Annotated in this window: 12 protein-coding genes and 2 pseudogenes; 6 read left to right on the forward strand and 8 right to left on the reverse strand. The window is 61.8% G+C overall.

Features of this window, described 5'->3' with window-relative positions; translation table 11 throughout:
• Window positions 1-382 precede the first annotated feature (382 nt).
• The gene (locus OKW28_RS31475; RefSeq protein WP_429451350.1) at window positions 383-568 is read left to right on the forward strand and encodes a DUF3562 domain-containing protein; all 186 of its coding nucleotides are present in this window, start codon (window positions 383-385) and stop codon (window positions 566-568) included.
• A 156-nt stretch (window positions 569-724) separates the two neighbouring features.
• The gene (locus tag OKW28_RS31480; RefSeq protein WP_429451351.1) at window positions 725-949 is read left to right on the forward strand and encodes a hypothetical protein; all 225 of its coding nucleotides are present in this window, start codon (window positions 725-727) and stop codon (window positions 947-949) included.
• A 25-nt stretch (window positions 950-974) separates the two neighbouring features.
• Here the strand turns inward: OKW28_RS31480 and OKW28_RS31485 are convergent, their stop codons facing one another.
• Both OKW28_RS31485 and OKW28_RS31490 read right to left on the reverse strand, forming a co-directional pair.
• Window positions 975-1,217, reverse strand: coding sequence for a DUF6429 family protein (locus OKW28_RS31485; protein WP_429451353.1), 243 nt, complete (start codon window positions 1,215-1,217; stop codon window positions 975-977).
• Window positions 1,214-2,308 (reverse strand): IS630 family transposase, encoded by a 1,095-nt coding sequence (locus OKW28_RS31490; RefSeq protein ID WP_429454522.1) that lies wholly within the window; start codon window positions 2,306-2,308, stop codon window positions 1,214-1,216. The genes OKW28_RS31485 and OKW28_RS31490 overlap by 4 nt, the downstream gene beginning before the upstream one ends.
• Window positions 2,309-2,558: 250 nt before the next feature.
• Between OKW28_RS31490 and OKW28_RS31495 the strand changes: the two are divergent.
• Window positions 2,559-3,301: pseudogene (locus OKW28_RS31495) on the forward strand (tyrosine-type recombinase/integrase); the annotation flags it as partial.
• Window positions 3,302-3,661: 360 nt separating this feature from the next.
• Here OKW28_RS31495 and OKW28_RS31500 read toward each other — a convergent pair.
• Complete coding sequence (locus tag OKW28_RS31500; RefSeq protein ID WP_429451355.1) at window positions 3,662-6,604, reverse strand: ATP-binding protein; 2,943 nt, start codon at window positions 6,602-6,604, stop codon at window positions 3,662-3,664.
• A gap of 323 nt (window positions 6,605-6,927) precedes the next feature.
• On the opposite strand from OKW28_RS31500, the gene OKW28_RS31505 reads away from it, so the two are divergent.
• Entirely contained in the window at window positions 6,928-7,047 is a 120-nt protein-coding gene (locus OKW28_RS31505) for a helix-turn-helix domain-containing protein (protein ID WP_429451357.1), read from the forward strand.
• Window positions 7,016-7,507: pseudogene (locus OKW28_RS31510) on the forward strand (LysR substrate-binding domain-containing protein); the annotation flags it as partial. The gene OKW28_RS31505 and the pseudogene OKW28_RS31510, both read left to right, overlap by 32 nt.
• Before the next feature lie 47 nt (window positions 7,508-7,554).
• On the opposite strand, the gene OKW28_RS31515 reads toward OKW28_RS31510, so the two are convergent.
• Together OKW28_RS31515 and OKW28_RS31520 are read right to left on the reverse strand one after the other, a co-directional pair.
• Window positions 7,555-8,787 (reverse strand): glycosyltransferase family 87 protein, encoded by a 1,233-nt coding sequence (locus OKW28_RS31515; RefSeq protein WP_429451359.1) that lies wholly within the window; start codon window positions 8,785-8,787, stop codon window positions 7,555-7,557.
• Between the two features lie 298 nt (window positions 8,788-9,085).
• Window positions 9,086-10,411, reverse strand: coding sequence for an amino acid permease (locus tag OKW28_RS31520; RefSeq protein ID WP_429451361.1), 1,326 nt, complete (start codon window positions 10,409-10,411; stop codon window positions 9,086-9,088).
• 319 nt (window positions 10,412-10,730) lie between these two features.
• Between OKW28_RS31520 and OKW28_RS31525 the strand changes: the two genes are divergently transcribed.
• On the forward strand, window positions 10,731-11,624 hold the full coding sequence (locus tag OKW28_RS31525) for an alpha/beta fold hydrolase (RefSeq protein ID WP_429451363.1): 894 nt from the start codon (window positions 10,731-10,733) through the stop codon (window positions 11,622-11,624).
• Window positions 11,625-11,648: 24 nt separating this feature from the next.
• On the opposite strand, the gene OKW28_RS31530 is transcribed toward OKW28_RS31525, so the two are convergent.
• Genes OKW28_RS31530 through gsiD form a run of 3 tightly spaced genes read right to left on the reverse strand, consistent with a single transcriptional unit; the run spans window position 11,649 to window position 14,496 of the window.
• Window positions 11,649-12,482 (reverse strand): M55 family metallopeptidase, encoded by an 834-nt coding sequence (locus OKW28_RS31530; RefSeq protein ID WP_429451365.1) that lies wholly within the window; start codon window positions 12,480-12,482, stop codon window positions 11,649-11,651.
• Window positions 12,479-13,594 (reverse strand): P1 family peptidase, encoded by a 1,116-nt coding sequence (locus OKW28_RS31535; protein ID WP_429451367.1) that lies wholly within the window; start codon window positions 13,592-13,594, stop codon window positions 12,479-12,481. Before OKW28_RS31535 ends, OKW28_RS31530 begins: the two co-directional genes overlap by 4 nt.
• A complete protein-coding gene (gene gsiD / locus OKW28_RS31540; RefSeq protein ID WP_429451368.1) occupies window positions 13,591-14,496 on the reverse strand; it encodes a glutathione ABC transporter permease GsiD in 906 nt (301 codons plus the stop codon). The genes OKW28_RS31535 and gsiD overlap by 4 nt, the downstream gene beginning before the upstream one ends.
• Window position 14,497 lies beyond the last annotated feature (1 nt).

Genomic DNA, 14,497 nt, shown 5'->3' on the forward strand with positions numbered 1-14,497 from the left:
ACCATCTCCAGACTGATTAACGGTATAAACAGTATACACCGTTAATTTGCGATTACCAGACTGCATTGGAGATGCGCCCTCGGGCCAGGACCATCAAGTTGTCCACACAATCTGTTCGCAAGGCTGTGGACAATTCACGGGCAAGTTGGACAAGTAGCTGAAAAGATTGAATTTGTATAGTGCGCGTCGGGCATAAGCATTTCGCAGCTCATCCGTGTCGGGCACGGAGCAGTGGAGTAAGCGCACCAGTGGTCGAGAGAACGCAAGAGTGTCTCTACAGACAAAACGAAGCGATAGGTCTATTCAATTTGCATATGGCCGGGCAGCGTCGTCTAATCGACCTCCCGAAGCTGCCGTTCCTACTCAACGCCAGGAGAGCGCCATGGCCCAGCCCAACGTTGAAGATGTCATCAAGGCTATTGCCTCTGACACCAATACCCCCACCGAGACCGTGTCGAAGCTGTATGAGGACACGTGGGCCGAATACAGCCACGGCGCACGGATAATGGATTACATGACAGTCCTCGTGGCCAAGCGCGTCCGCGAGAATTTGCGACATCGGCACTAGGGCCGCATTGACATCGATAACCAGCGCGACGCCGTGCAACGCCACATTCTGCCGCGTTGAAAGAAGGGCACAGAAAGGCTCCTGCTCCTGTGTCGTTGACGTACCTCATGTGATTGGGTAAGTTCGACTCGTCATAGTTACTACAGAGCGGTGTTGATGGTCGAAGATTACGAATCCACCAAGGAAATCGAAGTCGAATTGAATGGCACCCGCTATCGGGGCCGCTATCGTGTCATGAGCGGCACGGTTATCGTCTACTTCGAGGACGAAATCAAGTTCGCCAGCCACGACATGAACGGACCTGACGTAGTCGCTAGATGGCTGTTGACCGACCTGTCACGACGGGTCGAGTCGAGGAAGCGGAAAGCGTCTCGAAGCTAGTGTCCTGAGTTGTAAGTTCGTTGCATTAACGTCCTGTAGAGTCAGCGATGACGAAATGCTGCTTAAAGAGCCGCTCGGACTCACGTAATCCTTCTTCCGTGAAGATGACAGACTTCGTTTTATTAACCGGGTCGCCGATGAGGCCTCGTTCGTAGAGCCGATTCAACACATCCCAGTCGAAGCCCTTCCATGCCCGGTTGTGATCGTGCAGGGTCAGATAGAGAAGTGCGAGGACGGCTTCGTCGATCGAATCGGTATTGATATTCATCGCGCGCGTCCTTCGGCCTTCTGGACCCGCATACAAAACCGTTCAAGGCTGGTCAGGATCTCGTCGGCCGACTTGCTCCAGGCGAAGGGATGAGGATCTGCGTTGTAGCCCTCAAGGTAATGGCGGACGGCGTCTTCGAGTTGGCGGGTCGAACGATGCGTGCCGCGTCGAAGGTACTTCTCTGTAAGCGTGGCGAACCATCGTTCAACCTGATTGAGCCACGACGCCGAGGTCGGCGTGAAATGAACATGGAAGCGAGGATGGCGAGCAAACCATGCCTTGATCGAAGGCGTCTTATGCGTGCCGTAATTGTCCATCACCAGATGCACGTCCAGCGACTGCGGAACGTTGGCTTCGATCGTGCGTAGGAACTGCAGAAATTCGCTGCTGCGATGGCGCCGGTGCAACTCCCCGATCACTTCACCGGTGGCGATGTCTAATGCAGCGAACAGCGTGGTCGTGCCGTGGCGCATGTAATCGTGGGTGCGCCGCTCGGGAATGCCCGGTGCCAACGGCAGGATTGGCTGCGTGCGATCCAGCGCCTGAATCTGGCTCTTTTCGTCCACGCACAACACCATGGCCTTGAGCGGCGGATCGAGGTAAAGCCCGACGATATCGCGCACCTTGTCGACAAACAGCGGATCGCTGGAAAGTTTGAAGGTCTCCTGCCGATGCGGCTGCAACCCGAAAGCACGCCAGATTCGGCTCACCGCCGTTTGCGAGAGATTCATCTCGCGCGCCATCGTACGCGTGCTCCAGTGCGTGGCCCCCGCAGGCACAGACTCGAGCGTCTTCGCGATCACTGCGTCGACGCGCGAATCACCGATCGTTCGGGGCGCGCCCGGCCGCGGCGCGTCGAGCAATCCATCCAGACGATCTGCAACGAAGCGCGCCCGCCACTTGCAAACGGTCTGCTGACTCACACGGTGTCTCGTTGCAACTATCCGGTTGTCCATGCCATCGGCACAGGCCAGCACGATGCGTGCTCGCAAAGCCAACGCCTGCGCCGTCTTGCGTCGCATCGTCAACGCTTTAAGCTGTTCGCGCTCCGATTCGCTCAGTACGAGCTCCGCCTTAGGTCTTCCGCTCATCGCCACGTCCTCATACCAGTGCTACACAAGACACTTTAGTACGCAGCGAACATATTTCAATGAATTTTTAACTCACGACACTAGAATGATTCAGGAATGGCGGTACTCACAGCCACACCTGACAGCCTGTATGCAGCATTTCGTGCGCGACACGTCGGTGGAGTTGCTGCTGCTCCTCCAGATATTTGACTGCCCTCTTCAACGCATGTGGCTCACCGAGCTGGAAAGCATATTCGCGGAGTAAAAAAAGTTTCGCGCGGTCATCAAAGAGGGGCATTGCAAGGCCGACCCCGCTCGGGATCTGGTCGGCGCGATTCCACCGGCACAAACAACCCACTTCGCTTCGATCACAGATCCGACCAAGGTCGGCGAGATGCTGCGTGCGTTCGACGGGTTCGCCGGCACATTCCCTGTCCTCTGCGCGCTCAGACTGGCGCCGCTACTGTTTGTCCGGCCGGGAGAGCTTTGTCAGGCCGAATGGTCCCAATTCGATCTGGACAAGGGCGAATGGCGCTACCTCGTCACCAGGACTGAGACTGAGCATCTGGTGCCGCTTTCCAAGCAGTCGGTCGCCATTCTCTGCGTGAACTGTACGCACTCACCGGTGCGGGCCGCCATGTGTTCCCTGGCGCACGCGATCGCAAGCGGCCAATGAGCGAGGCCACGATCAATGCAGCACTGCGAAGGCTCGGCTACGACACGCGCACGCAGATCACGGGACACGGCTTTCGTGCGATGGCGCGCACGATCCTGCATGAGGAACTCGAACAGAAGCCGGAAGTGATCGAACATCAACTCGCGCACACGGTGCCGGACAAACTCGGCACGGCCTATAACCGCACGAAGTTCATCAAGGAACGCCGGGTGATGATGCAGAAATGGGCCGACTATCTGGAGACGCGCGCAAACAGCGGCGTGCCAATCGCACTTTCCCGGATCAGTTCGTGCATGCGTCGATGCGTAAGAGTTTCGACGGCGACCGGCAAGCCCTGATTGTTGACTGGCGAACAGCCACCGAGATTGAATGGGATGCCGTGCCGCCATCGCCGATATGCAGTAAAAGCGGATCGCCCGGAATGCGAGCCAGCTATGGATTGGCGCCGACAACCCGGCAGCCCAAGCAATTGTGCGAACCCCCATGGACGCATTACGGCAGAACTGGGAAACGGCTGCTGGTGCAGCCGGGGATGTGGATTGCTCACTTGACACCGGCCCGCTAATGGGCGTCAACAATTCCAGAATCGAGAGCGCCAGTAAAAGACACGGAACGCAATACGGGGCGAAGACGGACTTGCGCACGGCTCTGTATAGAGGCAAGAGCTGATAACTGAGCGCGGCGGCGACCATCAGAATTCAAACTGTCGCAGGCGAGCCAGCAGGCCGGACCTCAATGCCTGCCACGGCTTGATGATCTCGCAATGCTCCGAGAAATTTGAACAACGCCTGGATATCGAAAGCAGTGCCCGTCTCGTCGAAGTCCGCTGCAAGGCTGGCAAGCAGTGCGACGGCCTCAGCCGTCCGGTCGTTTGCATGGAGCAGGCGCGCCAGCGCCATCGACGCCCGTAACTCCCACATTTTCGCTCCCTGCGTCCGCGACAGTTCGATTGACTCCTGAAAGCAGCTGAACGCAATCGCGAGCTTGTTCAGAGCGGCGTTGCTATCGGGTGCGAGACCGCGGGCTTCAGCCTGGGCGAGCGCGCCACGTCCTCGCCAGACCTCCGGCAGGAAAAACAGCTCACCGTTTTTCAGGCAGAAATTGTGTACGTCGCTCAGCCGGCGGGACGCCTCCGCCAAACGTCCCTGCGCAATCAACGCTTCAGCGCAGGTTACGATGATTGGGGTAACCAGACGCCTGAAGCCGCGCGACAGGAGTGCATCGAGCTTTTCCTCGAGCAGCGCCGTCGCTGTAACCCCTTGTCCGTCGAGTATGTCCCGGCATGCGCCAAGACAGGCGCAGTAATCGAGCCAGATCCCGAAACCATTTTGCGCAGCTTGCGATCGCATTATGTCGATATAGCGCGTGGCACGCTCCAGGTCGCCGGAAATCAGCGCCAGCGGTATTGCCCCCGCGCCCAGCACGTGAGTCAGCGACGGTTCGAGGGTCTCCGAGCGAACCTGGTTGATAAGTACGTCAACAAGCGCCAGCGACGCCTCGGTGTCACCTTGTAGCCATGCGATCCGGACCAACGTGCCGTTGCACATCGCCATGGGATCGACCGCGAATCTGCCATCGCGTTGTGGATCGTTCTCCAACTGGTCGAAACGCTTCATTGCGTTCGCCAGGACCAACTTTGCCTGCTCGTGCTCGCCGAGGCAATGCTGCGAAATTGCGACCAGCTGATCCCCAAGAACAATTTGCCAGGCCGTGCCACGATGGCTGGCAAATCGCTGGAATCGTCTGGCGTAATTCATCGACCCGTATACGTTCCCAGAGGAAAGCAACGTGTTCCACAGCCCCCAGAGTGCCTGGGCATGCCGAACCTGGTCGCCTGTATCGCCAGCAAGAGCCAGCACTTCCGTCCACAATTGTTCCGACTTTGACACGGGCCCCTGAGCATAGATCAATGCCGAGGCGAGAGTGGCACGTACGCGCATTTCGGTGTCTGAGTCCACCGAGGCAGGGGGCAGTTCTTCAAGCGCATCGATGGCCTGCTCAGCACGCGTGCAGCATTCGTGAATCAGGCCCGCATCGAACAGCGCCTCTGTGAGACCTGCCGCGAGCTCGACTCCAATCCGCGTATCGCCATGCTGCGAGAACGCCCAATCGAAAGCGCTGCGTGCATCATCCAGCGACTGCCGGAAATCGATTTCCCGGTCCAGTTGTTCAGCGACACTGTCAGCCAGACACGGTCGCAAGCAATGGGAGACATAGCGTGCATGGCGCGCCGCGATCAGCTTCTGCTCGCCTTCCGCATGCAGCTTCTCCAGCGCATAGGCACGTGCCGAATCGGAAAGGCGATACCTGCTTACCGGTCCCTCCAGCTCAATGTTGACGAGCGATTTCGCCACCAGATCGCCGATGCCGCCGATCGCGTCCGTCACAGCGTATTTCTTGTCGCACACCACCGCGCACATCGCATCGAACGTAAAGCCGCCGCTGAATACCGCGAGGCGCCTGAACAGTAACTGATGGCATGGATTCAGTATGAAGAAACTCCAGTCGAACGTCGCACGTAAGGTTTGATGGCGTGGCAGAGCGGTCCGGTAGCCGCCCGTCAGCAAACTGAAACGGTCGTGCAGAAAGCGATGAACACCCTCAACGCCGAGGCCAGCGACGCGCGCCGCTGCCAGCTCGATCGCCAAAGGAATGCCGTCCAGCCGGCGGCAGATCTCGCCGATGAGATGAATTTCCTCGCAGCCGGCGTATGCATACCGTTGGATTGAATTGACGCGCAGCAAAAACAACTTTACCGCTGAAAAGTGAACGATCTCCGCATGGGTTGAATGCGAAGGCGGCACGTCGAGTGGCTCGACCCGGTACACCGTCTCTTGCATCAGGCGAAGCGGTTCACGACTCGTTACCATCACACGCAGAATTTCGCTTGCCGCTACGAGTGCGTCGACGATCCGCGCGACGGCGTCGATCACATGCTCGGCGTTATCCAGCACGAGGAGCAGACGTTTGCCGGAAACCGACGCAGCCAGTTGCGCAATGTCGACTACAGCATCGAGCGTGGACAGCCCGCATGCTTCGGCGACCTCGCATAGGACCGCATCTTCGGTTGTTGCCGTGGCAAGTTCGACAAAACACACAGCGCGGGAAAAATCGTTCGATGCCTGCCGTGCCACCTCTATAGCCAGGCTCGTCTTCCCTATACCGCCGGCTCCAGTCAGCGTCAATACCTGCGTAGTCTGGAGCAACGTGCTGATCTGCCGAACGGCTGCGTCGCGGCCTGTGAGCCGGGTTTCGCGTAGCGGCAGGCTACGTCTGAAGGCTCGGGACTCGACCGCAGGAGCCCGGCTCTCAACGGGTCGTTGTCGCAACCGATACCCGCGACCAGGGATCGTGACAATCAGGTTGCGATCCTCACCAAGTATTTTGCGTAACGCGGACAGATGGACCTGGATATTATTTTCTTCGACGACGGTTTTCGGCCAGACACTATCCAACAATTCGTCTTTCGTAACGAGTCGTCCAGCGGCCGACACGAGCACGGCAAGAATATCGAAGGCGCGAGATCCGACAGGCACGAGCGTGCCGCTTTGGTGCAGCGTCCGCATCTCCAAATCGATCTGAAACCGGCCCAGGTCGATCATGCTGGTGCCGTAATTCGCGGGTCGCTCGGTAACCGTCATGTTTGTGCTCGCATTTGATCGAGGGGAGTTGCGCGCCGGCTTTATGCCGATGTCAGTCGCATTCCGACTAAGCAGAGTAGTTGCCCCGTCTGCAGAAGCCTGAACGTCGCGGCGGATGTCTCCAGAAACAGCCTGTTTGATTTATTAAATCTCCGTGACATCGGAGAAAGTTTTGTCTCACCAGACTCGACAGCGCGCCTGCGCCCTCCGGCGGCTGTATTCCCTCGCGAAGGAATTGAGGATTCTGACGGATCAAGTCTGCCAGCTTTACTTTTGTTCACAAACGGGTCTATAAACAAAATTCTTTTGAAAAAAAATCAAGAATGAATATCACCCTCGACGAATTGGCGACTTTCATGGCCGTGGTCGATACCGGCTCGATGACGGCAGCTGCCCAATATCTCGACCTAAATTGGCCGGCTCAAGGATTCGACGCTGCATAGCCGGCTTGTTGGCAGTAGCCACGTGCGTGTTCTTGCGAGTCCCGACTATCTCGAGGCGCACGGACATCCGCGCGAGGTCGCTGGCCTTGGCAAGCACGTACTGCTGGGCTTTACACAACCGGAGTCGCTCAATGTCCGGACGTTGCTCGGTGCCGACGGTGAGCCGTACCGTATCGAGCCGGTGGCAAGTTCATCGAGCGGCGAGACGCTTCGTCAACTGGCGCTCGAAGGCGTGGGCGTTGTCTGCCTGTCGGATTTCATGACCGACCGGGACCGCGAAACAGGGCGTCTCGTGCGGATCCTCGCCCGTCAGACCAAGCACGTCCGTCAGCCAATCCATGCTGTCTATTACCGCAATACAGCCGTTTCTTCGCGAATAGCGTCATTCATCGATTATCTGATGGGCGAGATTGAAGGCAACGGGGCGACTCAGTCGCATCTCCCGTCAAAAACCCTTTAGCCACACCGGGATCATTCATCCAGGCTGGTAAGCACGCCCTCGCCGCCTCATTCCCGACGGCGGAAGTACCTTGCGACACAGAGCCCGTAAATGATCAGCGCCGCGACCGTGTAGGACACGAATCGCGCCGCAAAGAACAGCAAGACCACGACGACCGCGGCCAGCAGCATCTCCAGTCTCGGACCGAGCGCCGACAGCTGCCCGCCGCGCGCTTCGAAGGCGGTGCCCAGCAAAATCAGCAACGGGATCAACGCCAGCACCATGTGGATCGGCTCGAGGATCGGATAAGCCACGAGCATCGTCATCGACGCGAGCGCGTAGTCGATGCGGCTGTCCCGATGGCGGCGCAACACCAGATACGCGGACAGCAGGCAAGCAGCCAGCACCAACGCATGCGAAGCAGTCGACAGCAACGTACCGGACACCGGCATGCCGATCGTCGCCGATAGCGTCTGCAGCGCGCCCCTCACGGCATTGTTCATCGGCGCGCCGCCACCGCTCATCGCCAGTGCCATGCCGTTCAGGCGCGGCATGTCCGACACGAAGTAGTGCCACAAAACGTCGAAGCCGAGGCGCACTCCGGTGATCAACGTCAACGCAATCGCAACGACGCTCGCCATCACGAACGTCCGCCATTCGCGACGCAGCAACAGCAGGCCGGCAACGGCCAGGGGCGTGAGCTTGATCGCGATCGCAAAGCCAAGAAAGAGTCCAGCGGCATAACCTTTGCCACGCTCGAGCAGCGCGAAAGTCGCAACCAACAGGAAGAACAGCAGTTCGTTCGATTGGCCGTCGTAGGTATCTTCGACGAGCGGAAAGCTCAGCAGCGCGACCGCCACCAGCAGCAGATTCACGCTGCGCTCCGTGCCGCGGTACGCCATCGTGACGACGAGATACAAAGCCACCGAGAACAACACGATCGACGCACTCACCCAGACGATTTTCGCGGCGAGCGGCGTCAGCAGCGCGAGCGGCGCAAACACCAGCGCGAACTGCGGCGGGTAGGCGTAGAAGATGTCGTCGCCCGTCGAGCGCGCGCCGATGCCCTGCAAAAACGCGATGAGCGCGTCGAGGTCGTACAGGCGCGCCGGGTCATGCAGCACGACGTTGAAGGCGTACAGGTAGAAATTGAAATCGCCGAAGGCGTCAGGGACGTTGCCACGAAACCTGGCGACGACGTGCAGGATACGCAGCGCGAGGCAGGCTACCGCAATCAGCAAAAGGAGCGCGGCACCCGCGCCGAAGTTCGACCTCGTCCGTACGGCGCCTGCGTTGAACATGGTGTCTCTCCGCGGTACGTCAATCAACGTGGGAGTTGCTGCGCCCTTGAGACCCTCGCTAGCGGGGGCGTACCAGCAGACCATGTCGCCGGTACGATCCGGGGATGGCCGGCATGGCCAGCCATGCCGGCTTCGTGCCGGACGACCGGACAGAGATTACCGATTCGCAAAAATCGATCTGTGCGCTCGCCCACACGAGACCGACCTATGTCGGGAACTTCGGCGCGCGAAGATCGTTCGTTGGCAGCGAATCGCCGTGTTCGCCGCGGAATGCCACGCACGTCGCGCCGATCGGCGCTTATCGGCTCGCGACCCCCATGCCAGCGCGCGCAACCTCGCGGCGTCGCTTGATCACGTAGCCGCCCCACACCAGCACGAGCCATGCCGGCGCCAGCCACACCGAGATCGACAAGCCCGGCGTCAGCGCCAGAATCACCAGGATCAGCGCCATGAATGCCAGGCAGATCCAGTTGCTGACCGGGAACCAGAACGAGCGGAACACCAGCGTTTCGCCCGCGGTTACCATCGCCTTGCGCGACTTCAGATGCGTGAGGCTGATCAGCGCCCAGTTCAGCACCAGCGCCGCGACCACGAGCGACATCAGCAGTCCGAGCGCTTCCCCCGGGATCACGTAATTGATGATCACGCACGCGAACGTCGCGAGCGCCGACAGACCGATCGCCAGATACGGCACGCCTCGCCGGTCGACCTTCAGCAGCGCGCGCGGCGCGTTGCCCTGTTCGGCGAGGCCGTACAGCATGCGGCTATTCGCGTAGACGCCGCTGTTGTACACCGACAGCGCCGCGGTCAGCACGACCACGTTCAGCACGTCGGCGGTCAGCGACGAGCCCATCTGCGAGAAGATCATCACGAACGGGCTGCCGCCCGCCGCCACCTCGTTCCACGGATACAGCGACAGCAGCACCGCGAGCGAGCAGATATAGAAAATCAGGATCCGCAGGATCACCTGGTTCACGGCCTTCGGAATGCTTTTCAGCGGCTCGGCGGCCTTGGCCGCCGTAATGCCGATCAGCTCCAGCCCACCGAACGAGAACATGATCACCGCGAGCATCATGAAGAGACCGTGAAAGCCGTGCGGGAAAAAGCCGCCGTGGCTCCACAGGTTCGCGACCGTCGCCTGCGGGCCGCCGTGACCGCTAATCAGCAGATAGCCGCCGAATACGATCATGCCGATCACCGCCGCGACCTTGATGATCGCGAACCAGAACTCGGTTTCGCCGTAGGCCTTCACGTTGGCGAGATTGATCGCGTTGATGATCGCGAAGCACACCAGCGCCGACAGCCACGTCGGCACGCCCGGCCACCAGAAATGCACGTAGGTGCCGACCGCGGTCAGTTCGGCCATGCTGACGAGCACATAGAACACCCAGTAGTTCCAGCCCGACAGGAAGCCCGGGAAATCGCCCCAGTACTTGTACGCGAAGTGGCTGAACGAGCCGGCGACCGGCTCCTGCGCGACCATCTCGCCGAGCTGGCGCATTATCATGTACGCGATGACGCCGCCGATCGCGTAGCCGAGGATCATCGACGGACCGGCGGCCCGCAGCACGCTGGCGGAGCCGAGAAAGAGGCCCGTGCCGATCGCGCCGCCCAGCGCGATCAACTGGATGTGACGATTCTTGAGCCCGCGCTTCAGACCCTCTTGCTGCTTGCACTATTCATTACATCCTGCTGGGTGGAGATCGCCGCATGTCGCCGCTGGGTGTAGAACGCTGTCGAAGGCAGCGCCGTGGCAGATTGCACGGCTGGACCGTACCGTTCGGTCTGGCAAAACCGCTAGTTTTACCCAACCGATATTCCTCTGACATTCGGAGCCGCCCGCTTGGTTCTGCGCCGCACTTAAGCGCGCGGATTGTGATTGTCACGGGGATGGCGCCTGGGTATGTTGCCGAAGTCCACTTTTCATGCCGCGGAGCTTCACTATGTTGCCCAAACGTCTGCTTTGCGCCGCCGTGTTGTGCCTCTGTTTCGCGGGCGTCAGTACGTCCGCGCTCGCGCAGACGGTGCCCACCGCCCAGCAAACGGCCGATGACGCCGCGTCGCAGGCAAGCGGCCAGCCAGCGCCAGCGCCGGCCCCCGCTACTGCCAGCAAGCCGCCTGCCGCCGCGCTCGGCGGCCCGGTGCGCAACATCGTGCTCGTGCATGGCGCGTTCGTCGACGGATCGAGCTGGAACGGCGTGGTCGCGAAGCTGCAGCAAAAGGGTTATCACGTGAGCTCGGTGCAGAATCCGCTGACCTCGCTCGCCGACGACGTCGCCGCGACCCGCCGCGTGCTTGATCGCGAGAACGGTCCGGTGCTGCTGGTCGGGCACTCGTGGGGCGGCGTCGTGATCACCGAGGTCGCCGCGAATGCGCCGAACGTCGCCGGGCTCGTGTATGTCGCCGCGCTTGCGCCGCAACTGCACGAATCGGCGATGGACGTGATGAAGGCCGGCGGGCCGATGCCGGCCGGCCAGAGCATCAGCAAGGACGCGAACGGGTTCTTGTGGATCGACCGCGCGCGCTATCACGCCGATCTCGCCGCCGACGTGCCCGAGACCGTCGCACGCGTGCTCGCCGCCGCGCAGGTGCCGATCGCCGCGAGCGCATTCGACGAACCGGTCGATCAGGTCGGCTGGAAGGACAAACCGTCGTGGTACGTGCTGACGACGAAAGACCACGCGGTGTCGCCCGATCTGCAGAGAATGATCGCCGGGCGCATCGGTGCGAAGGTGGTGCCGGTCGCGTCGAGCCATCTCGCGCCGGTGTCGCACGCCGGGGCGGTGGCGGAGGCGATCGATCACGCGGCGCGCGAGTTGAGCCGGCAGCAGCAGTAAGCCGCCGGCTCGACGCCGCGCGGCTCAGCGCAGCATGAACGACATCGCCGACAGACAGTTCAGCATCCGCACCGCATGCTCGGCCGACGCCGCACTGAAGCGCAACGTCACGCCATCGACGCGCGTAAGCGTCGGCCATTGGCAGAACAGATCGGCGAGCCCGCTCGTTTGCACGCGCAGTTCGCAGTCGATTGCTCGCGGCTCCGCGCGCGTCGCGGCAGGTGCGCGGCCCGCTTCGACATGCTGACGGACCACGTCGCGCGCGGCGGCCCGCAGCGCCTCGCGCACGCTCGCGGGCGACCGCGTGACGCCGCTTGCTTGCCCGCTTGCGGTCTTCGTGACGACGAAACGCGCACCGGGAAAACGCGGCGCGGTTTCCTCGGCGAACACGTCGTCACCCGATAAAAGCACCACCCGCGCGCCATATTCTTCGGCGAGCGCACCGTACAGCCCCGCTTCGCCCAGCTCCACGCCGTTGAACGCCACGCGCGCGAACGCAAAGCTGTTGATCGTGTGCGCGAGGATGCCGCGCGTTTGCGCCTTCGCGTGATAGCCGATCATGAAGACCAGCGCCGCACCGTATTCGAGCCCGGCCATCATGCCGAGCGTGCGCGGCTTGCCGAGCACGAGCTGGGCGCGCGGATCGAGCAGATCGGGCAGCAGGTTGCGAAAGCCGCCGTGCGAATCATTGACCCACACGTCGGTCGCGCCGCCCGCGAACGCGCCTTCGATGGCCGCGTTGGCTTCGAGCGTCATCCAGCGTCGCGCGGCTTCGTATTCGCCGTTGCCCGCGCGCGTCTGCTCGGCATGGAACACGCCGGCGATGCCTTCGATGTCGGTGGAGATCAGGACTTTCATCGCGCGGAATTCCTCAGCAGGTGGGCAAGGTCCGGCACGCTGTCGCGCAGCGACAGCCGCCGATGGCCGTCGCGACCGGTGACGGTCTCGGCGCTCCACAATGCATCGACGATCGCCTGCTCGACGCTGTCGGCGCAGGCGCGAAACAGCGGGTCCATACAGTGATCCGCGACCAGCGGCGGCAGCACGACGAAGTCCGCGCCGTGCGGCACCGTGTACGCGGTCGAAAACGCCAGCGCGATATCGCCGCTGCCGTGGCCGTATACCGAGCCGGTACGCGCGAGACCGGCCGCCGCGCGCAACGACAGGCGTTTCAGCTGGCGCGCGTCGAGCGGCGCATCGGTCGCGATGATCATGATGATCGAGCCTTGCTCGGGTTGCTCGGGAGTCGCGTTAGCAGCGGCACTGGCAGCATTCGCCGCCTCAGCGACGGCCGCGCGTTCGGCCAGCATGCGGCCGAGCGGCGTGCCGTCGATCGTCAGCATCGGCAGACGGCCGAAGTTGGCAAGCACGAGCGCGCCAACGGTGTAGTCGCGGCCCGCCGCACTGAACACGCGCGACGCAGTGCCGATGCCGCCCTTCAGATCGAAACACGACATGCCGCGCCCCGCGCCGAGCGCACCGCTCGCGACATCGGCGCTTGCCGCGTCGAATGCTTCGTTGAAGTGCTGTTCGGTCACGGCAAGCGCCTGAATGTCGTTCAGGTAGCCGTCGTTGCATTCGAACACGAGCGGATTGACCGTCGACCATTCGCGGCCGATGCGCGGATTCGCGCGAATCGCCGCGCGGATCTGCGCCTGCGCGAGCACGCCGACGCCGAAGGTGTTGGTCAGCGCGATCGGCGTCTCCAGCGTGCCGAGTTCGTCGAGCTGCACGAGCCCGACGCTCTTGCCGAAGCCGTTGATCACCGACGCGGCGGCCGGCACCTTGTCGACGAACGGATCGCCGCGATGCGGCCGGATCACGGTCACGCCGGTCTGCAGCGCGCCTTCGGCAAGCGTGCAATGACCGACGCTGACGCCGTCCACGTCGGCGATCGTGCCGAGCGTTCCGGCCGGCAACGTGCCGATGTGCGGCGCGCGCTCAGCCGAATGATGGTTACTCATGCTCATGGCCGATCCAGCTTCGGATCGAGCGCGTCGCGCAGGCCGTCGCCGAGCAGGTTGAACGCGAGCACGGTCAGAAAAATGGCGAGGCTCGGAAACAGCGCGATATGCGGCGCGGTCACCATATCGGCGCGAGCTTCGTTGAGCATCGCGCCCCACTCGGGCGTCGGCGGCTGCGCGCCCAAGCCGAGAAACGACAGGCTCGCCGCCGTGATGATCGACGTGCCGATGCGCATCGTCAGATACACGACGACCGATGAAATCGTGCCCGGCAGAATGTGCCGCGCCATGATGGTCCAGTCCGACGCGCCGATGCTGCGCGCCGCCTCGATATAGGTGAGCTGCTTGAGCATCAGCGTATTGCCGCGCACGAGCCGCGCGAACGCCGGAATGCTGAAGATCGCCACGGCGCAGATCACGTTGATCATGCCGTTGCCGAGAATCGCGACCACGCCGATCGCGAGCAGAATGCCGGGGAACGCGAACAGCACGTCGGCCACGCGCATTGTGATGCGATCCCACCAGCCCTCGTAGTAACCGGCAAGCAGACCGAAGAACGTGCCGATCACCGCGCCGATCGCCACGGACAGAAAGCCTGCCTCGAGCGAAATGCGCGAGCCGACGAGGATGCGGCTGAAGATATCGCGGCCCAGCGAATCGACGCCGAACCAGTGCGCGGCCGACGGCCCCGCGTTCAGCGCGTCGTAGTCGAAGAAGTTCTCGGGGTCGTACCGCACGATATGCGGCGCGATGATCGCGACCACGATCAGCAGCAGCACGAACACGCCGGCGGCCAGCGCGACATGCTGCTTGCGGAACTTGCGCCAGAATTCGCTCCACGGTGTGCGGATCGCGCTTTCGGAGGCAACGGGAGTGGCCGCATTCGGCCCGGTGGCAGTGGTGCTCATG

The sequence above is a fragment of the Paraburkholderia sp. 40 genome (genome assembly GCF_050434105.1).
GTDB classification, from domain to species: Bacteria; Pseudomonadota; Gammaproteobacteria; order Burkholderiales; family Burkholderiaceae; genus Paraburkholderia; species Paraburkholderia tuberum.